Here is a 17,677-nt window from a genome sequence, read left to right as displayed (position 1 = left end):
TGCGATAAATACTGGGGTAGGGCGATGAGACTGGGTGCTGATGAAGCAGTTTGGTCCTAAGACCTACCCCTCTTTTATCCTCATCCTGGGCTGTGCCAAGAGGCATTTAGAAAGGTTTTTGAATTGGAATTACATTTTTTAGGAACAGGAGCTGGTGTGCCGAGTCGTCAACGCAATGTGTCTGCTCTAATGCTTAAGCTATTGGATGAAATTAATGAGATGTGGCTTTTTGACTGTGGGGAAGCCACCCAGCAGCAGATCCTCCAGACCACCCTTAAGCCAGGCAAGGTCAGTCGGGTCTTTATTACCCACCTCCACGGCGACCACCTCTATGGACTACCGGGCTTTTTAAGTTCTCGGTCCTTCCAAGGTGGGGCAGAGCGTCCCTTGACAGTCTACGGGCCTAAGGGCTTGAAGCAGTATGTCTGGACTGCGCTGAAAGTGTCCCAGTCTAAGTTGAACTACCCTCTAAAGATTGTGGAATTAGAAGGGAAGGGCCTGGCTTTTGAGGATTCTTCCTTCAAGGTGAGCTATGGACCTCTTGACCACGCTGTAGAATGTTTTGGCTACCGGGTGGAACAAGCCGACCAAGAGGGGGAACTCTTGGTTGATAAGGCCCGGGCTGCCGGAGTTCCGAATGGGCCCCTCTTAGGCAAGCTCAAACAGCGGGAAAAAGTGACCTTGGAAGATGGACGCGTCCTCGATGGCAATGACTTTGTCGGCGATAAGCAGGCGGGGAAGACGGTCACTATTTTTGGCGATACCAGGCCTTGTGACCAGGCCCTGAGCTTGGCTAAGGATGCGGACGTCTTGGTGCATGAGGCCACCTATGAGGCGGGCGAAGAGAAGATGGCCCACCGTCATTTCCATTCGACTGCCGCTCAAGCGGCCAAGCTTGCCAAAGAAGCAGGCGTTAAGCAGCTCTACCTGACCCATATTTCCTCACGCTATGTCACGGCGCCCCAGATCAAACAATTGGTCCAAGGTGCCCAAAAAATCCACCCTCAAAGCTTGGTGGTTAAAGATTTTGACCAGTTTCAGATCAAGTAGAAAGTAGGGAGATACTTGCTTAAAGCAAACTATGATTGGAAAGTAAGATCTGACCAGTTAACAGACCAAGACCTGGAGACTATTGCCCAGTTAAAGGAAGCGGTAGACCTTCCTGAATTGATGGTGAACTTGCTCTACCAGCGGGGCTTCCAAGATGAAGCCACTATCCATGGCTTCTTGGACGAAGAGCCTGTCATCCACGACCCCTTTCTCCTATCCGACATGGACCGAGCAGTGGACCGACTGATGGCTGCCATTGAAGCAGGCGAGGCCATTTTAGTCTATGGGGACTATGATGCCGATGGAATTACGGCAGCTACCATCCTCGTTGAAAGCCTGGAGAATATGGGCGCCAATGTCCATAGCTACCTACCAGACCGCTTCGTGGATGGCTATGGGCCCAATACCGAGGTTTACGACTACTATATCAAGCAAGGGATCCAAGTCATCCTTACTTGCGATAACGGAGTCAAGGGCCATGAAGCGATTGCCCATGCCCAAGCCCAGGGGGTGGATGTGATTGTTACCGACCACCACGAAATCGGTGCTAGCTTACCCGAAGCCTTTGCCATTGTCCATCCCCGCCATCCTGACCAGGCCTATCCTTTCGATGACCTGAGTGGGGCAGGGGTGGCCTTGAAGCTGGTCCAAGCCCTAACTGGAGACTTACCCGTCGACCTCTTAGACCTCTGCGCTATCGGGACAGTAGCGGACTTAGTCAGCCTCACTGATGAAAACCGGTCCTTGGTCAAGTTGGGCATCCAAGAACTTAAGCAGACCCAGCGTCTCGCCTTTATCCGGCTCTTTGAAAAACTGGAAATTAACCGGTCGGCAATTGATGAAGAGACCATCGGCTTTAAGATTGCCCCTCGGCTCAACGCCTTAGGACGGCTCTCCGATGCCAACCTAGGCCTTAGACTCTTGATGAGCTTCGATCCGGATGAAGTGGACCAACTTCTCCAAGAAATGGAAGCCATCAATGACGAACGTCGCGGCCTAGTCGACCAAATCGAAAGAGAAGCCCGGTCTCAAATTGACCAGCGCGATCATTTGGACGATATCTTAGTCTGTTGGCAGGAGGACTGGCATGAGGGCGTCTTGGGTATTGTTGCTAGCCGCCTGGTTGAGCGTTACCAACGTCCTTGTATTGTCCTCACCCATAAGACGGACCAGGATGTTTACAAGGGGTCTGGCCGGTCGATTGAGGGAGTTAACCTCTTTGACCTACTGAGCCAAGTCGACGACCTCATGCAAGCCTTTGGGGGCCACGCTATGGCAGCAGGCTTGACGGTTGCGGGTGAAAACTTTGCGAACTGGCAGTCCCAGCTCCAAGCACTCAGCCAGACTATCCATGAGATGGTTCAAAAACCTGCGCCCTTGGTCCTAGATGGCCGCATCCAGCCGGAAAGCATTAGCTTGACCAGCCTCGAAGCCTTAGACCGCCTGAAACCTTTTGGGACGGATAATCCGAAACCTAGCTTCTTGCTTGAAGCCGGTCCCTTGAACCGGGTCCAGCAGATTGGCCGCGACAAGCAGACTTTGAAATTAGGCTTAGAGGAGGCGCCTGACCTGGCCCTGATTGGTTTTCGCATGGGAGACTTGGCCCGCCAGCTCGCTGTTGGCAATAATTTAGAGGCTGCCGTTGAATTGAATATTAATGAGTGGCAGGGCAAGCGCTCGTCCCAGGCCCTTTTGATTGACTTGAGGGTGGATGAGGCCAGTGTCATTGACCTCCGCCAAGCCCGGGCCCGGGAAGAGGTCTTTGCGGTTAAAGAAGCCTTCTATCTCTTCCAGGACCCCAAGTACTTGGCAGCCTACCGCGACCAAATTCCTAGCTCGAGTCGGGCCATTTTGGTCGATGAATTGGACCAGGATCAAGGCCTAAGCTACCAGCAGGCCGTCCTCTTTGACTGCCCCTTGGTTCTAGAAGACGTGCGTCGCTTTGTTCAAGGCCAAGGGATTAAGAACCTTTATCTCTTTGCCTATTCGCCCAAGCAGGTCTACTTGAATGGCTTGCCCCAGCGCGAGGATTTTGAGCGTTACTACCGTTATCTCTTGGGCCATCCCCAACTCCCGCTTAAAGGACAGACAGGTGTCCTAGCTTCTTATCTCAAACTCGCTGAAGGACAACTCATCCTGATGACGGATATTCTTGAGGAAGCGGGTCTGGTCGCTTGGCAAGGACAGACCCTTCACATTTTGCCTGTCCAAGGCAAGGTCGACTTGAAGGCCTATCTGACCAAGTATGAGCAATTATTAAACAGTGAACAAGTTTTGCTTTATAATGATATTGAATCAATTACGAGCTACTTTTTTGCGCCAGAGCCAGCCAGTGCACCATAAGGAGGAAATTATGAATTTTGAAGACTATATTGCTAGTATTGAGAACTATCCTGAAGAAGGAGTGACTTTCCGCGACATTACCCCTCTGATGGCTGATGGGGAAGCCTTCCACGCTGCCATTGACCAGATTGTCCAGTTCGCTCAGGATAAGCAAGTCGATATGATTGTCGGACCAGAAGCGCGGGGCTTTATTGTGGGCTGTCCCGTGGCCTATCAATTAGGGATCGGCTTTGCGCCCGCTCGTAAGAAGGGCAAGCTCCCCCGCGACATCATCAGCGTAGACTATGGATTAGAATACGGGGAAAATACCCTCCAGCTCCATAAAGATGCTGTTAAGCCCGGCCAGCGCGTCCTCATCGTCGATGACCTCCTAGCAACCGGAGGCACCATCCAAGCCACCACCCAATTAGTGGAAAAACTCGGCGGCCAAGTCGTCGGCGCAGCCTTCATTATTGAACTAGAAGCCCTCAAAGGCAGAGAAAAAATCCCCAACCTAGACATCTTTAAAATACTGACTTATTAGAAAAGGGTGTGAGCAAGAGCGTTCAGACTTGAATGATTGGAGGCTCATCGAAAAAGACTGACGCTAGTCAGACGTTTCGATGGGCAGAAATCACTTCAAGTCTGCAACTGCGAACCCGACTAGGGTGTGAGAAGATGCGGCTAGAAAGGGACTTCTAGAGCCAAAAGCCAGAGAAGACTGAAGGTCTTCGGCGGCTTTTGGTGAAGAGGAGCTATTTCTGCTAGCCTAAACCCGACTGCGGCGGAGACTTGTGAACTGACACGAAAGCTGCCAGCCCGAACCCGACTACAGCGCGCAAGCAATTTCCCATAGAAACTAAAAAAGGAAACTGGCAAAAATCCAGTTTCCTTTTTCTATAAAAAATTTCACTTTAGAAGGTATGCTCTCTAAAGAGGGAAATAACCTTGCCTAAGATGGTACAATTGTCCAAGATAATCGGGGCCATTTCATGGTTTTCGGGTTGCAGGCGGATATGGCCGTCTTCTTTAAAGAAACGTTTGCAGGTAGCCTCATCAGCATCAGTCATCGCAATGACAATCTCGCCGTTCTCAGCGCTCTGCTGTTGGCGAACGAGAACATAGTCCCCATTGAGGATACCAGCTTCAATCATTGAATCCCCGCGAATCTTCAGCATGAAGAGGTCTTCATCACTCTCGGCGAGGTGGGGTGGCTTAGGAAAATAACCTTCAATATCCTCGTAAGCAGTAATAGGCTGACCCGCTGTCACGGTCCCTAGCATGGGGATGCCACGGGTGTTGATGCCCAGTTTATCTAGGCCCTTTTGAGTGATTTCTAGCGCCCGGGGCTTGGTCGAATCTTTGAAAAGATAGCCTCCTTCTTCTAGACGGTTCAAATGGCCATGGACTGTGGACGTTGAGGCCAGGCCAACTGCATCGCATATTTCGCGGACAGTCGGGGGATAGCCCTTGTCGTCAACACAATCAAAGATATAGCGTAAGATTTGCAGTTGCCGTTCTCTCATCTCTGTGTCCTCCTCGAATGATTTGCCCTCATTATAGCATAAATCGATCACAGACACAAACAAACGTTCTCATTTTATTCTTTATTAGCGATCTGGGCTGGTTTGACAAAGACGGTTTTTTGGTTGAAGTAGTTGACAAAGCCCGGCTTAGCCCCGTTCGGTTTCTTGACGTCCTTAACCTGGGTGTAGTCAACCGGTACATTGTTGGAGTGGCGCGACTTGGAATAGTGGGCAGCGATACTAGCGGCTTCGAGAATATCGTCATCACTAGCTTGGTCTGTCTCTAAGATGACATGGCTGCCGGGCACGTCCTTGACATGGAACCAGTAATGGTTCTTGTTGGCCTGGCGCATGGTCAGTTGGTCATTTTGTTTGTTATTGCGGCCCACTTTAATGGTATAGCCGGAGGGACTGGTGAATTGCCGGGGCTTGAGCGGCTTGATCCGCTTATGGGTCTTCTTTTTACGGTCCTTGATATAGCCTTCTTCTTTGAGCTCTTCGCGGATCAGTTCCAGTTCTTTAGGATTAGACCATTCGATTTGGGCTTGGATGGATTCCAGGTAGTCGATTTCTTCCTGGCTCTTAGCCAATTGTTCCTGGATATGTGACCGCGACTTAGTGAGTTTATTGTATTTTTGATAGTAGGCTTGGGCATTCTCGGCAGGCGACAGCTCTGCTTTGAGAGGGATATGGACCAGGCGGTTGTCGTCGTAATAATTGGGCAGCTCCACACTAGCTTGGTTCCCCTGGAGCTGGTAGAGGTTGGAGGTGAGGAGCTCCCCTAAGAGCTGGTAGTGGTCAGCTTTTTGACTCTTTTCCAGGTCCTTCCTGAGGTTCTTCTGTTTCTTTCTCTGGTGCTTGAGTTCCCGCTGGGTAACTTGGTCAATCTGCTGGCCGATTTCTTGGACTTGCTGGCGCTCGGTATGACGGGCATAATAAACATCCAAGAGCTGGCCGAGGCTGGCGTAAGTTTCTTTATCCCCAGTCAGACTGAGATAGGGGAAGGCCGTGAATTCTAATTTCTTGTCAGTGCCTGTCAGGCAGGGCTGGGGCTGGTCGAAGGCCTGGCAGAATTCTTGGATAATCTGCCCCAGAGCCTTATCTGGATTGGACTGGGCACGGAAGATAATTTCATCCGCTGATTCCCGGCCTAGCCCCATGAGTTCTTGCTGGAGGACTTGCCGGGACAGGTTCTGTTGGCTGGTAGGCTGCCAATCGCTCCCAATTTTGAAAGGATTGGCCTTGTTTTGATAGGGAGGGAGTTGGTAGCTAGCCCCGGGCAAGAGGGTCCGGTAGCGGTTCTGGTAAAGAGGGACCCGTTTGATCACATCCAGAATTTGCCCCTGGTGGTCGACTAAGATGATATTGGAATGGCGTCCCATCATCTCGACGACTAAAGTCAGCTTCTGTTGGTCGCCGATCTCATCCGTCCGCAAGAGCTCCAAACGAATCACCCGGTCGTTTTCGTATTGGTCAACAGCGATCACTAGGGCGCCCTTGAGGTACTTGCGCAGGACCATGCAAAAATTGGGTGGGGTATCGGGCATAGGGTAGTCCACCTGGCTCAATTGGGCCCGGGCAAAGTCCGGATGGGCGGAGAGGAGGAGCTTATGATTTTGCCCCTGTTTGCGTATGGTAAGTAGAACTTCATAATCAGAAGGTTGTTGGATCTTGTTGATTTTACCTTGTGTCAATGTATCTTTGAGTTCGTGTGTCATACTGTGTGTAAACATTCCATCAAATGACATTCAAACACCTTCTTTCCAATCACTAATTATAGCAAAAAAGCCTATAATATCAAAACTAAGGAGGATAGCAAGGGAGTTTTATGATAAAGTCTTAATAAAGTTATTGCAAATTCAGACTTAATCTGCTATTCTAGAGCTAACAAATCAAAGGGAGGTTATCACATGTCAGTTTTAGATACAAAACTTAGAGCTTGGCAAATCCGCACGGCTTAGTTGTATTTATTACTGTTGAAGCAATAGATACAACTTCAGACAACTGAGGCTGTATCTGTGCGGTGTGATAACAAGACAATTTTGAGTACCCGCATAGACGCATAAAGAGTGACTTTATGTCTGTGCGGGTTTTTCTATGGACCTGCAGCTTCTGCTTTAGCTGGAGGTTTTTTATTTTTAATAAGGAGGAAAGAAGAAATGAAACGATTTACAGCTTTAGGTAGTTTCTTGATTGCTGCCTTGATGGTATTATTCCTAGCTATGCCAACGCTTATCGAGAAAAATAAGGCCGCTCAAGCACCTAAGACTAATTCGGGGAACCAGGCCGTGACGGCTAAGGCCTTAGATGAAGACTTGAAGGTAGGCCTGCTCCAACTCATGGACCATCCCGCCCTGGACCAAATCCGCCAAGGCTTCTATGACCAACTGGCCAAGCGGGGGTATGTGGATGGGGAAAACATCCATATTGACTACCAAAACGGCCAGGGTGACCAAAATAACTTAAAAATGATTTCGGATAAATTTATTGCCGATGACGCGGACTACCTAGTAGGGATTGCAACCCCGGCTGCCCAGGCCTTGGCCAATGCAGCAGAAGGGAACGTGCCGGTTGTTATGGGGGCCGTTGCCAATCCTAAGTCCGCTGGTTTAGTGGAAAATTACGAGAAACCAGGGTCTAACATCACCGGAGTTTCTGATATTCCACCGGTTAAAGAACAATTTAGACTGATTCAAGAAATCCTTCCTGAGGCCAAAACCATCGGCATTATCTACAATTCTTCCGAAACCAACTCTCACGCCAATGTAGCTTTGGCCAAAGAAGTCGCTGCAGATATGGGCTATGAGGTTAAAGAAGCGACCATCAATTCCACTAACGATTTAGCCCAAGTCGCCGAACAATTAGCCAATGATGTGGATGCCATCTGGGTCCCAAATGATAACTCGATTGCTTCGTCTATGCCGACTCTGATTGCTGCTACCGACAGCAAGGGCATTCCTGTCTTCCCGGTTGTAGATACCATGGTTAAGGACGGGGGCCTGGCAACAGTCGGCATCAACCAATACCAATTAGGGGTCGATACAGCCAATGTCACCGCTGACCTCATGGATGGCCAGAGTCCAGCTGACCATCCGATCGTCTTTACAGATAAGACAGATACCTATGTCAATAAAGAAAAGGCCGACCAATTAGGGATTAAATTGCCTGATTCCGTCCTTGAAAAAGCAAGCGATGTTAATGAAGGAGGGCACTAAGCATGGATATGATTATTTCTGCCTTATCACAAGGCGTGATCTGGGCCGTTATGGGTCTGGGCATCTATATTAGTTTCCGGATCCTAAACGCCCCTGATATGACGACAGAAGCTTCCTTTACTCTAGGGGCAGCCATTGGGGTTCAGATGATCCATTTTGGTCTCAACCCCATCCTTGCCTTATTGATTGGCTTTCTAGCCGGTATGGCAGCGGGGGCCATCACAGCCCTCCTTGTCACTAAGCTAGACATCAACCCCCTCCTGTCAGGGATTATTACTATGACTGGTCTTTATTCCATCAACCTGAAGATGATGGGCCAGGCCAATCTCAGTTTGAGTGGCCAAGAAACCTTCAAGACCATGCTGAGTGGGCTCGCTCTCCCTCGAAATGTAGATACCATCCTGATAGGGACTGTCGTTGTAGCCATCGTTATTGCCCTGATGGCATACTTCTTCAAGACCGACCTGGGCCAGGCGCTGATTGCGACTGGGGACAATGTTCACATGGCCCGAGCCGTGGGAATCGACAGCAATGAAATGACCATGTTAGGCTACATGCTAGCCAATGGTTTGATTGCCGCTTCCGGCCTCTTGGTGGCGACCGACAACGGCTATGCGGATATCTCTATGGGGATTGGGACTGTGGTGATCGGCCTGGCCTCCATTATTATCGGCGAGGTCATCTTCAAAAATGTCAGTCTGACCACCCGTTTCATCACGATTGTGGCGGGGTCGATCATCTACCGCTTACTCTTAAGTCTGGTGCTCATGCTTAACTTTAATGCAGATGATTTTAAACTCTTCTCTGCGATTATCGTAGGTCTCTGCCTAGCCATTCCTAAACTTCGCAAGTCCTTTAACCGCAGCAGTCGTCAAAGTAGAAAGGGGTAGACCAATGACGCACTTATTAGAGCTTAAAAACGTAGACAAACGCTTCAATCCCCATACACCGGATGAATTCTATGCCTTGGATGATTTGAATCTCACGATTGAAGGCGGGGACTTCATCACGATCATTGGGGGCAACGGAGCAGGGAAGTCCACTCTCCTTAATGCTATAGCCGGGACTTTTGATCTGGATGCTGGACAGATCCTTCTGGAAGGGGAGGACATCACGGACACTTCGGACATCGAGCGAGCGGCCTATATTTCCCGGGTCTTCCAAGATCCTAAGATGGGGACGGCACCGCGGATGACAGTGGAAGAGAACCTGGCCTTGGCTGAGAAGCGGGGGCAGACCCGGGGCTTACAATTGGCCTTGGACCAAGACAAGCAAAGCAAGTATCAGGCACTCCTCAAACAATTAGGCCTAGGTTTGGATGAACGCTTGGAAGCGGAGATTGGCCTGCTCTCAGGGGGCCAACGTCAGTCTGTCGCCTTGTTGATGGCAACTATCGTGAAGCCGAAGCTCCTCTTGCTGGACGAACATACGGCTGCCTTGGACCCCAAGACCTCACGGCGGATCCTAGAGATCACTGCTGAGCAAGTCTCCCAGGAAAACTTGACGGCCCTGATGATCACCCACAACCTCCAAGATGCCTTAACATACGGCAACCGCATGATCTTAATGGACCGCGGGCATATCATCCGAGACTTTAGCCAAGCGGAAAAAGAAGCCCTCAACCCAACCCAACTCTATAGTTTGATGGAAGAGATCAACCAGTAAAAGACGTCTCACATCATTCAAAAAGCCCCCTGACCGATTGTCAGAGGGCTTTTGTATTGGGCTTAGGCAAATTTTGCTAAGATATCTGGGCGGAAGCCGTAGAAGGGTTCTTCGCCATCCGCTACGATCACCGGTAGGGCTTGGAAGCCAAGGGCCTTGACTTCTTCTAGAGCGGCTTCGGATTCAGTAACATCGATCATTTCGAAGGCTACCCCATGTTCGTCTAAAAATTTCTTTGTAAATTTACATTGCATGCAATTAGGTTTAGAATATACTTTGACCATTTCCGTCATCCTTTCAATCCATCTTTTTCTTTTCGCCTAGATATAGTATCATAGAATCATAGGAGATACAAGATATAGCTTTTATAAAAAATCAAGGAGGGTTGAAGCCAATGCAAGCCATAAAAATTACAGAAAAACGGGTGGTCGATTGGCTGCCCCAGCGGCCCCGTCAGTCCTATAAGGGCTCTTATGGGCGCCTGCTCTTAATTGGAGGCAACGCAAATATGGGGGGCGCTATCCAGATGGCGGGTCAAGCGGCCCTAGCCGGGGGTGCAGGTCTAATCACGATAGCCACTGATCCGGTGAATGTGCCTGCTATCCATGCCAGCCAGCCTGAATTAATGGTGGTCGACTGGTCAAACGTAAAACAAGTCCAAGCCGCCCTTGAAAGCAGCGAAGTTATCCTCGTCGGGCCAGGTATGGGGCGGTCACTCTACCGCTGGCGACGCATCAGCCAGCTTCTCTACCAAGAAGCCCGGACCAAGCCCCTTATTATTGACGGAGATGCCCTAACCATGTTGGCAGCAGATATCAAAGACCAGGTCGCTCGCTTAAAAGAATTTAAGCAGCTGATTCTAACCCCTCATCCTGGCGAATGGGCTCGGCTCTATGGGACTTCCGAGCCCAAGGCCGATCCAGTCAGCGTCCAGGCCTGGTGCGACCGCTACCAAGTCTATTTGGTTAAGAAGAGTGAGGCCAGCCAAGTCTACCTGCCGGGCCAGACTGCCTATTACCAGAACACTTGCGGTAATCCTGGCATGGCGGTCGGCGGGTCGGGGGATACCCTGGCTGGTATGATGGCTGCCTTTATCGGCCAGAGTCAGGATGACTTGGCAGGGGCTATCTTGAGTGCCCTTTACTGCCACAGCGCCCTGGCTGACCAGATTTACCAGGACCATTATGTGGTCCGGCCCAGCGCCATTGCGGCGGGCTTATCAGTCTTTATGCGGGATTTAAGTCGGAAGAAGGGAGTCTAAATGGGAAAGAAACATAAGAAAACTAATGCTATCCGCATGGTCGAACAAGCGGGGATAACTTATGAACAGCATGAATACGACTACGATGAAAACCACCTGTCGGGACGGGACGCCGCCAAGCATTCCGACCTGCCGGCTGAGCAGATGTATAAGACCATTGTCTGCCAGGCCAATCCTCGGGACCACTATGTCTTTGTCCTTCCGATTCTAGAAGAATTGGACCTCAAGCACTGTGCCCGGATTGCTGGTGTCAAGAAATTGGAACTTTTACCCTTACAGGATCTGCTCAAAGTGACCGGCTATGTTCGCGGGGGCTGTTCGCCAGTTGGCATGAAACAGCTCTTTCCAACCTATATTGACCAATCTAGCCTAGCTTATGATATGATTTATGTCAGTGCCGGCAAGCGTGGCTTCCAGTTGGGCCTTGCGCCTAGGGACTTGGCCAGCTTAGTTCAGGCGGAATTCCATGCGCTTAGCTGCGATGAATAGAAAGAGGGAAACTATGTCAAACCATCATCTATCGCCCAGTGCGGGCATCCTCATCCTAACACGCGAGTGCGAAGGACAAAGGGAAGTCCTCCTCCAGCACCGGGCCAATACAAAAATGCTGCCCCAACAATGGGACCTCATTAGTGGTCATGTTGAAGCAGCTGAAAGTGTCCGCCAAGCCATTGTGAGGGAAGCCAAAGAAGAAATCGGCATCGACCTTCATGTCGATGATCTCGACTTTGTCCTCCTCAGCCACAATCGCATTAGCCAAGACACGACTTATTATAATATTTTCTTTACCAGCCAGCATTTTCAAGGCCAGCCTCACATCTTGGAAGCGCAAAAGCATGACGCTTTAGACTGGTTCCCCTTGGACGACCTGCCTAGCCCCTTGGTCAAGGACCGCAAGCTCGCTTTAGAGGCCTTAAGGACAGGTCAGACCTATGTGGAAGTGGACTTCGACGCTTACGAAGACTAGCGGCCAGGGAAGTATTCAGCCTTTTCCGTAACGATATGGGGGACTAGGTGGTCGTGGGGGGCCATAGGTATTTCGTCCACCATTAATTCCTCGAAGTAGGGGAGACTGATCTTCCCTTGGTATTGGGCCAAGAAGCGATCATAGAAGCCGCCCCCATAGCCTAAGCGTTCGCCTTTAGGATTGCAGGTCATGCAGGGCAGGGTTACCCAGTCAATGTTTTCAAGAGGAACAATCTCCGCTTCGGGGCTGGGTTCTTCGATATTTAAGTTACTCATAATCAGTTCATCGCCTTGGTCATAGCGGCGTAGGCTCATCTGCCCCATACTTTCCACCCGGGGAACGACAATGGTTTTCCCATCCTGCCAGGCCTGACGGATGAGCGCTTCGGTATCAAATTCCCGGGGCATGGTCAGGAAGGTGAAGATGCATTGGGCCTCTTGGTAGGTCTCGCTTTTAATGAGGCGGTTCGTAATTTTCTGACTGGCCGAAGCATAGTATTCGGGACTCAGTTCTTGACGTTTGGCTTTGACGGCTTTACGCAGTTCTTTTTTGCTTAACATAAAATAACCTCCTGTTAATTCTAGAAAGGATCACAATGTACGTACTAGCTTTTGAATTGACCTGTCGCTTATCCGGCATCCAGTCACTCAAAGACAAGCGGCGATTGATCAAGAGTATCATTCAACGCTGCCAGCGAAACTATGGGGTATCAGCTGCTGAAATTGCTCACTTAGATGACCACCACTTCATGAGTCTGGGCTTTGCTTTAGTATCTAATACTTACAGTAAGACTCGCAACCGCCTCCTCCAGTTAAAAGAAGAAGTCGAAATGACCTATCCTATTGAAATCGTCGCCTGTGACTGGTATGAAGGGGTCTAGAAAAAAGTTTCTGCTGATTCAGGCCTAATGACTTTTGTCACACGCTCATAAGAGAAAAGGAGAAAAAATCATGAGTAACCGCATCCCTTGGGACCAATACTTCCTGGCGCAGAGCCTAATGCTATCCATGCGCTCAACCTGCCAGCGTTTAATGGTGGGCGCCGTTATCGTTCGAGACAAGCGGATTATTTCGGGAGGCTATAACGGCTCCGTTTCCGGTGAGGTCCACTGCCTCGATGAAGGCTGTTATATGGAAGACGGCCACTGTGTGCGAACCATCCACGCCGAGATGAACGCCTTACTCCAGTGCGCCAAATTCGGGGCTCCGACAGCTGGGGCTGAAATCTACGTCTCCCACTTCCCCTGCCTCCAGTGCAGCAAGGCCATCATCCAGGCTGGCATTTCGAAGATCTATTACTTGTATAACTACCACAACCATCCTTATGCCCTCCATCTCCTGGACCAAGCGGGAATCGCCTACCAGGAAGTCCAGCTCGAAGAGGGCTTCTTTAAGGAAGTGGGCCAGCAACACCAAAAAAATCTCAAGCAGACAGACTAAGGGCTGGCTGCTTTTATTGTGAGGAAATGCCTGGCTTTATATGCATCCAGGCGAGGCCATTCACCTTTCTTATGCATTTTTTTCATCTAGGCATTGGTAGAGTTGGGGATAGTCCCGGCAGTCAGGATTTTTGGGATGGCAGATATTGCGGCCAAAGTAGATCAAGGCTTGGTGGGCCTGGGTCCACTCACTAGGGTCCAAGAGGCTGGTCACCCGGTCCTCAATCTCTCTGACACTGGCATCTTGGGCGACGATCCCGTGGTGCTTGCAGACCCGGGTCACATGGGTATCCACCGCAAAGGCAGGGATATCAAAGGCAATACTTAAGACGACATTGGCAGTTTTCCGTCCGACACCTGGCAGTTTCTCCAGGTCTTTACGGTTCTGGGGCACCTTCCCATCAAAATCTTCCACCAGCATCTTGGCGCAGGCGACCAGGTATTTGGATTTGTTGCGGTAGAGGCCAATCCGGTTGATATAGTCCGCCACATCATCTTCCTTCGCCTGGCTTAGGCTTTCTGGATCAGGATAGGCCGCAAAGAGGGCAGGGGTGACCTTATTGACCTGGACGTCTGTTGTCTGGGCGCTCAGGATCACAGCTACCAATAATTCAAAAGGATTTTGATAATCAAGGGCGGTTTCCACGTCAGGATAGAGGGCAATAATCTCTCTTAGAACCTGACGGGCACATTGGTCAGTTAACATAGTACACCTCCTTTAACGAGTTGCTCTTATTTTATCATAGTTTTAAAGAAAACGGTTGCTATTCAATTATTGTACTTTTATATGAACAATAAATGTATAAATACCAAGCTTTTCTAGTCCAAAGAAGAATTTTTTGAGGAAAGACCCTTGGCAAAAATTGACATGTATTCGCTTTCGTCATAAATTAGAAGAAAGACATGTTGGTTAAAGAAAGGAGTTCCGAGATGACGGAATATAGTATCTTAGACTATGCAGTAATGGATGAAGGGGAGAGTGCGGTTGAGGCCTTAGCCCATACGGAAGAATTGGCCGAGCTAGCTGAAGACTTGGGCTATCAACGCTTCTGGGTGGCTGAACACCACAATATCCCCGCCTTCGCTTCCTCTAGCCCGGAAGTGATTATGATGCGCCTGGCGGACCGGACCAAAAGCATTCATATTGGGTCAGGTGGCGTGATGCTTCCTCATTACAGTCCCTACAAGGTTGCGGAAAATTTCAAGGTCTTAGCGGCCTACCATCCGGGGCGGATTGATTTAGGCTTCGGTAACAATAAGAGCGTGCCCCAAATTGCCAAGGTGATGAATGAATATCAAGAAGGGGAGCTCTCTTACGAACAGGCCATCAAGGACCTCTATAAGTATATGACTGATGAGGACCAGACCGACCACCGCTTCAATGATCTCAAGGCCAATCCGACAATCGGAGAAGATTTAGAGATGTGGATCCTCTCCTCAAGCGTAAACAATGCCAAATTAGCGGGACGCTTGGGGCTTGCCTATTGCTTTGGGATCTTCCCCTTTGCCCGGGATAATGTCTTAGAAATTGCGGAAGAGGCGGTGGCTGCTTACCGGGATAACTTCAAGCCCTCCAAGGCAACAGCCGAGCCCCGGGTGATGTATGCCGCCTTTGTCGCCGTGGCAGACGACCCTGACCATGCCGAAGACCTAGCTCAAGCTTTGGACTGGTGGCTCTTGGGTCAAGATAATTTCCGCTATTATGACCGTTTTCCCTCCATCGCTAGCAGCCAGTCCTTTGAAGCAACAGCGGACCAAAGCCAGGCCATGAAGGAGAACCGCAAGCGCATGATTACGGGAGGAATTGACCAGGTAAGCGCCGAAATCGCCGATTGGAACCGCCGCTTAAACGCCGATGAGGCCCTTTTGATTCCCTTAGTGCCCGGCTTTGATAACCGGACCAAGAGCTTAGAGTTGCTAGCTGAGGCCCTGATCAAGTAAAGCAGGCAAAGGGTCCCATTATTTGGGAAAATATGTTATCATGATAAAGTAAGTTTTAACTTGGAGGTATTAGAATGAAAAAACGTGCAAATTTCTTATTTATCGAAAAAGACGGCGCTAATTATGTCGTTTCTATGACCCCTGAACTACAAGATGATGTCGGCACCGTTGGCTTCGTTGAATTCACTAGCGAAGACCACTTAGAAAAAGATGACCCTATCGCCAATATCGAGGCTTCAAAAACCGTGATGGAAATCCAAAGTCCATTAGCTGGTAAGGTCGTAGAAAAGAATACGGCGGCTGAAGACCAAGCGGAACTCTTAAACTCAGCCAAGTCAGAAGAAAATTGGTTGCTTAAATTAACAGATGTTGATGAAGAAGCCTTTGCGGGCTTAGAAGACGCCTAATTAGCCTATGATAAAAGTCGTTAAACCCTGGACTACGAGAAGAAATGCTGGCGGATTGCTCTTAGACAATCGTCTAGCCATTTTGGAAGTGGATGCCAGGGTTGACTTTTGGATTAGCTTTTGCATATTAACGATTTATGAGGTGGCGGGGCCTTCACCTTGCCCCTTTACTGATTGAAGAAGAGGAGGGGACTTTTATGGAAGCCAGTTTGCCAGCTTTGATTAAGTATCTCCAGGCCGAACGTCCGGATTTTGACTTGGACCCTGCTTTACCAAGTTTTGACCAATACCGTAGCCTAGTCAATACCCGGCCAGCACAACCCATCAGCTCAGACTACCTGGAGGCGGAAGGCCAGGTGCTCGATGTCATTAACCAGGCCAAGCCGCATTATGACTGGACGGACATGGCTGAGACTTGGGGGCCCTTAGCTCTCTGGCAAGGGGATATTTGCCAGTTAGCAGTGGATGGGATTGTCAATGCCGCCAATTCTCAACTCTTGGGTTGCTTCATTCCTGGTCATGCCTGCATCGATAATGTCATCCATAGCTATGCTGGGACTGCCTTGCGTTTAGAATGCCAAGACCTGATGGCTAAACAGGGGCGCTTGGAAGCTGCCGGCAAGGCCAAGCTAACGTCCGCCCACCACTTACCCAGTCGCTACATAATCCATACGGTAGGCCCTGTGATCCAAGATGGTCGAGTGACGCCTATCCGCCGTCAGCTCCTGGCCAAGTGCTACCGGTCTTGCTTAGAAGTCGCTGAGCGGGAAGGACTAGACTGTATCGCCTTCCCTTGCATTGCCACGGGGCAGTTTGCCTTTCCAAGAGAAGAAGCTGCCCAGATTGCCATTCATACGGTGACTGCTTACCTAGATGAGCACCCATCTCGACTCAAGGTCATCTTCAATGTTTTTAGCGATGAGGATGCCCAGATTTACCGTCAACTATTAGGGGAGGAAAACGATGAATAAAATTTGGAAAGCGCTCCAGGGCGCAGAAGAAAAGTCCGAATCAGAATTACTGGCTGAGCTCTTTAAGGGAGCCGAGGCTCTGGTGATCGGAATTGGAGCAGGGATGTCAGCTGCGGATGGTTTTACCTATGTGGGCCCTCGTTTTAAGGAGAATTTTCCTGACTTTATCGCTAAATATGGACTTTTTGACATGCTCCAAGCTTTTTTAAATGATTTTGAGTCCTTAGAAGAGTACTGGGCCTTCCAGAGTCGCTTTGTTAAACTTAACGGCTTAGACCAAGAAGCTGGGGCTTCCTATCTCAAATTAAAAGATCTCCTAGCAGATAAAAACTACCACATCATTACCTCCAATGCGGATAATGCCTTTGAAGCAGCGTGCTTTGACCTGGATAAGGTTTTCTACTACCAGGGCAAGTACGTCCTCTTCCAATGTTCCAAGCAGTGCCAGGATGTGACCTACCGCGATGATGATATGATCCGCGAGATGGTTGACCGTCAAGAAGATATGAAGGTACCTAGCGAACTGATTCCTTACTGCCCAAATTGTGGGGCACCCCTGGAAATTAACAAGCGTGACACAGTCCGAGGCATGGTCGAGGACGCCCATTGGCATGAACAAGAAGCGGCTTATACGGACTTCTTAGCTGCCAATGAAGGGAAAAAGGTGCTTTACTTGGAGATTGGTATCGGCCATACTACTCCTGAATTGATCCGCGAACCCTTCCAAGAAGAAACCCTGGATAATCCACAAGCCCTCTATGTGATGATGAACCAGAAACCCTATCATATTCCGTCCGAACTGGCTGACCAGAGCCTGCGTTTGAGTGATGACTTAGCCCAAACTTTCGCCAATATGTAAGAAGAAGGGAAAAGGTATTGTATCAATCACTTTTATCGTATAAAATAAGAATGAT

General features: G+C 49.6%; 20 protein-coding genes. 15 read left to right on the top strand and 5 right to left on the bottom strand.

What is annotated here, in order from left to right; translation table 11 throughout:
* Positions 1–123 precede the first annotated feature (123 nt).
* The 3 genes from rnz to QP860_RS00175 are packed head-to-tail and all read left to right on the top strand — an operon-like array spanning position 124 to position 3,916.
* The gene (gene rnz, locus QP860_RS00185; protein ID WP_070619556.1) at positions 124–1,050 is read left to right on the top strand and encodes a ribonuclease Z; all 927 of its coding nucleotides are present in this window, start codon (positions 124–126) and stop codon (positions 1,048–1,050) included.
* A gap of 15 nt (positions 1,051–1,065) precedes the next feature.
* A complete protein-coding gene (gene recJ / locus QP860_RS00180) occupies positions 1,066–3,393 on the top strand; it encodes a single-stranded-DNA-specific exonuclease RecJ (RefSeq protein WP_070619553.1) in 2,328 nt (775 codons plus the stop codon).
* A gap of 10 nt (positions 3,394–3,403) precedes the next feature.
* Positions 3,404–3,916 (top strand): adenine phosphoribosyltransferase, encoded by a 513-nt coding sequence (locus QP860_RS00175; RefSeq protein WP_070619550.1) that lies wholly within the window; start codon positions 3,404–3,406, stop codon positions 3,914–3,916.
* A 370-nt stretch (positions 3,917–4,286) separates the two neighbouring features.
* On the opposite strand, the gene lexA is transcribed toward QP860_RS00175, so the two are convergent.
* Both lexA and QP860_RS00165 read right to left on the bottom strand, forming a co-directional pair.
* Complete coding sequence (gene lexA / locus QP860_RS00170) at positions 4,287–4,898, bottom strand: transcriptional repressor LexA (protein WP_067976286.1); 612 nt, start codon at positions 4,896–4,898, stop codon at positions 4,287–4,289.
* Positions 4,899–4,972: 74 nt separating this feature from the next.
* Complete coding sequence (locus tag QP860_RS00165) at positions 4,973–6,646, bottom strand: Rqc2 family fibronectin-binding protein (protein ID WP_284912012.1); 1,674 nt, start codon at positions 6,644–6,646, stop codon at positions 4,973–4,975.
* A 411-nt stretch (positions 6,647–7,057) separates the two neighbouring features.
* Here QP860_RS00165 and trpX point away from each other — a divergent pair, with 411 nt between their 5' ends.
* From trpX to QP860_RS00150, 3 genes are read left to right on the top strand one after another with little or no spacing between them, the layout of a single operon-like run.
* Positions 7,058–8,113, top strand: a complete 1,056-nt coding sequence (gene trpX, locus QP860_RS00160; protein WP_284912011.1) for a tryptophan ABC transporter substrate-binding protein — start codon at positions 7,058–7,060, stop codon at positions 8,111–8,113.
* 2 nt (positions 8,114–8,115) lie between these two features.
* Positions 8,116–9,003, top strand: coding sequence for an ABC transporter permease (locus QP860_RS00155; protein WP_070619542.1), 888 nt, complete (start codon positions 8,116–8,118; stop codon positions 9,001–9,003).
* 4 nt (positions 9,004–9,007) lie between these two features.
* Complete coding sequence (locus tag QP860_RS00150) at positions 9,008–9,778, top strand: ABC transporter ATP-binding protein (protein WP_070619538.1); 771 nt, start codon at positions 9,008–9,010, stop codon at positions 9,776–9,778.
* Positions 9,779–9,840: 62 nt separating this feature from the next.
* Here QP860_RS00150 and nrdH read toward each other — a convergent pair whose 3' ends face one another.
* Positions 9,841–10,062 (bottom strand): glutaredoxin-like protein NrdH, encoded by a 222-nt coding sequence (nrdH, locus tag QP860_RS00145; RefSeq protein WP_070619535.1) that lies wholly within the window; start codon positions 10,060–10,062, stop codon positions 9,841–9,843.
* A 110-nt stretch (positions 10,063–10,172) separates the two neighbouring features.
* Here nrdH and QP860_RS00140 point away from each other — a divergent pair, with 110 nt between their 5' ends.
* The 3 genes from QP860_RS00140 to QP860_RS00130 are packed head-to-tail and all read left to right on the top strand — an operon-like array spanning position 10,173 to position 12,006.
* Positions 10,173–11,039, top strand: coding sequence for an NAD(P)H-hydrate dehydratase (locus QP860_RS00140; RefSeq protein ID WP_284912010.1), 867 nt, complete (start codon positions 10,173–10,175; stop codon positions 11,037–11,039).
* On the top strand, positions 11,040–11,528 hold the full coding sequence (gene ybaK / locus QP860_RS00135) for a Cys-tRNA(Pro) deacylase (protein ID WP_284912009.1): 489 nt from the start codon (positions 11,040–11,042) through the stop codon (positions 11,526–11,528).
* Between the two features lie 13 nt (positions 11,529–11,541).
* Positions 11,542–12,006, top strand: coding sequence for an NUDIX domain-containing protein (locus QP860_RS00130; RefSeq protein WP_083294401.1), 465 nt, complete (start codon positions 11,542–11,544; stop codon positions 12,004–12,006).
* On the opposite strand, the gene QP860_RS00125 is transcribed toward QP860_RS00130, so the two are convergent.
* Positions 12,003–12,566, bottom strand: a complete 564-nt coding sequence (locus QP860_RS00125) for a 5-formyltetrahydrofolate cyclo-ligase (protein ID WP_070619528.1) — start codon at positions 12,564–12,566, stop codon at positions 12,003–12,005. The genes QP860_RS00130 and QP860_RS00125 overlap by 4 nt on opposite strands.
* A gap of 35 nt (positions 12,567–12,601) precedes the next feature.
* On the opposite strand from QP860_RS00125, the gene QP860_RS00120 reads away from it, so the two are divergent.
* Both QP860_RS00120 and QP860_RS00115 read left to right on the top strand, forming a co-directional pair.
* Positions 12,602–12,886 (top strand): DUF503 domain-containing protein, encoded by a 285-nt coding sequence (locus QP860_RS00120; RefSeq protein WP_070619525.1) that lies wholly within the window; start codon positions 12,602–12,604, stop codon positions 12,884–12,886.
* 70 nt (positions 12,887–12,956) lie between these two features.
* Positions 12,957–13,445 (top strand): ComE operon protein 2, encoded by a 489-nt coding sequence (locus tag QP860_RS00115; protein ID WP_067976265.1) that lies wholly within the window; start codon positions 12,957–12,959, stop codon positions 13,443–13,445.
* Positions 13,446–13,514: 69 nt separating this feature from the next.
* Here the strand turns inward: QP860_RS00115 and nth are convergent, their stop codons facing one another.
* Positions 13,515–14,150: an endonuclease III gene (gene nth, locus QP860_RS00110; protein ID WP_070619521.1), complete on the bottom strand. Its 636-nt coding sequence runs from the start codon at positions 14,148–14,150 to the stop codon at positions 13,515–13,517.
* Between the two features lie 224 nt (positions 14,151–14,374).
* On the opposite strand from nth, the gene QP860_RS00105 reads away from it, so the two are divergent.
* The 4 genes from QP860_RS00105 (at position 14,375) to QP860_RS00090 (ending at position 17,622) form a co-directional block, all read left to right on the top strand.
* The gene (locus QP860_RS00105; RefSeq protein WP_070619518.1) at positions 14,375–15,385 is read left to right on the top strand and encodes an LLM class flavin-dependent oxidoreductase; all 1,011 of its coding nucleotides are present in this window, start codon (positions 14,375–14,377) and stop codon (positions 15,383–15,385) included.
* Between the two features lie 74 nt (positions 15,386–15,459).
* Positions 15,460–15,792: a glycine cleavage system H family protein gene (locus tag QP860_RS00100; protein ID WP_070619515.1), complete on the top strand. Its 333-nt coding sequence runs from the start codon at positions 15,460–15,462 to the stop codon at positions 15,790–15,792.
* A 197-nt stretch (positions 15,793–15,989) separates the two neighbouring features.
* Complete coding sequence (locus QP860_RS00095; RefSeq protein ID WP_284912008.1) at positions 15,990–16,763, top strand: protein-ADP-ribose hydrolase; 774 nt, start codon at positions 15,990–15,992, stop codon at positions 16,761–16,763.
* Entirely contained in the window at positions 16,756–17,622 is an 867-nt protein-coding gene (locus QP860_RS00090; RefSeq protein WP_284912007.1) for an SIR2 family NAD-dependent protein deacylase, read from the top strand. The genes QP860_RS00095 and QP860_RS00090 overlap by 8 nt, the downstream gene beginning before the upstream one ends.
* Positions 17,623–17,677: the final 55 nt, after the last annotated feature.

Origin of the sequence: Aerococcus sp. UMB1112A, assembly GCF_030230715.1 — a bacterium.
Classification (GTDB): domain Bacteria; phylum Bacillota; class Bacilli; order Lactobacillales; family Aerococcaceae; genus Aerococcus.
Note: the sequence above shows the minus strand (reverse complement) of the source record. Positions and strands in the feature narration are given on the sequence as shown.

Bases quoted from the DNA above. Each gene is read 5' to 3' on its own strand.
- nth (WP_070619521.1), bottom strand. From the start codon at position 14,150: ATGTTAACTGACCAATGTGCCCGTCAGGTTCTAAGAGAGATTATTGCC.
- QP860_RS00155 (WP_070619542.1), top strand. From the start codon at position 8,116: ATGGATATGATTATTTCTGCCTTATCACAAGGCGTGATCTGGGCCGTT.
- QP860_RS00165 (WP_284912012.1), bottom strand. From the start codon at position 6,646: ATGTCATTTGATGGAATGTTTACACACAGTATGACACACGAACTCAAA.
- lexA (WP_067976286.1), bottom strand. From the start codon at position 4,898: ATGAGAGAACGGCAACTGCAAATCTTACGCTATATCTTTGATTGTGTT.
- QP860_RS00120 (WP_070619525.1), top strand. From the start codon at position 12,602: ATGTACGTACTAGCTTTTGAATTGACCTGTCGCTTATCCGGCATCCAG.
- QP860_RS00150 (WP_070619538.1), top strand. From the start codon at position 9,008: ATGACGCACTTATTAGAGCTTAAAAACGTAGACAAACGCTTCAATCCC.
- ybaK (WP_284912009.1), top strand. From the start codon at position 11,040: ATGGGAAAGAAACATAAGAAAACTAATGCTATCCGCATGGTCGAACAA.
- QP860_RS00130 (WP_083294401.1), top strand. From the start codon at position 11,542: ATGTCAAACCATCATCTATCGCCCAGTGCGGGCATCCTCATCCTAACA.
- nrdH (WP_070619535.1), bottom strand. From the start codon at position 10,062: ATGGTCAAAGTATATTCTAAACCTAATTGCATGCAATGTAAATTTACA.
- QP860_RS00090 (WP_284912007.1), top strand. From the start codon at position 16,756: ATGAATAAAATTTGGAAAGCGCTCCAGGGCGCAGAAGAAAAGTCCGAA.
- QP860_RS00100 (WP_070619515.1), top strand. From the start codon at position 15,460: ATGAAAAAACGTGCAAATTTCTTATTTATCGAAAAAGACGGCGCTAAT.
- QP860_RS00095 (WP_284912008.1), top strand. From the start codon at position 15,990: ATGGAAGCCAGTTTGCCAGCTTTGATTAAGTATCTCCAGGCCGAACGT.
- trpX (WP_284912011.1), top strand. From the start codon at position 7,058: ATGAAACGATTTACAGCTTTAGGTAGTTTCTTGATTGCTGCCTTGATG.
- QP860_RS00175 (WP_070619550.1), top strand. From the start codon at position 3,404: ATGAATTTTGAAGACTATATTGCTAGTATTGAGAACTATCCTGAAGAA.
- QP860_RS00115 (WP_067976265.1), top strand. From the start codon at position 12,957: ATGAGTAACCGCATCCCTTGGGACCAATACTTCCTGGCGCAGAGCCTA.
- QP860_RS00105 (WP_070619518.1), top strand. From the start codon at position 14,375: ATGACGGAATATAGTATCTTAGACTATGCAGTAATGGATGAAGGGGAG.
- QP860_RS00140 (WP_284912010.1), top strand. From the start codon at position 10,173: ATGCAAGCCATAAAAATTACAGAAAAACGGGTGGTCGATTGGCTGCCC.
- QP860_RS00125 (WP_070619528.1), bottom strand. From the start codon at position 12,566: ATGTTAAGCAAAAAAGAACTGCGTAAAGCCGTCAAAGCCAAACGTCAA.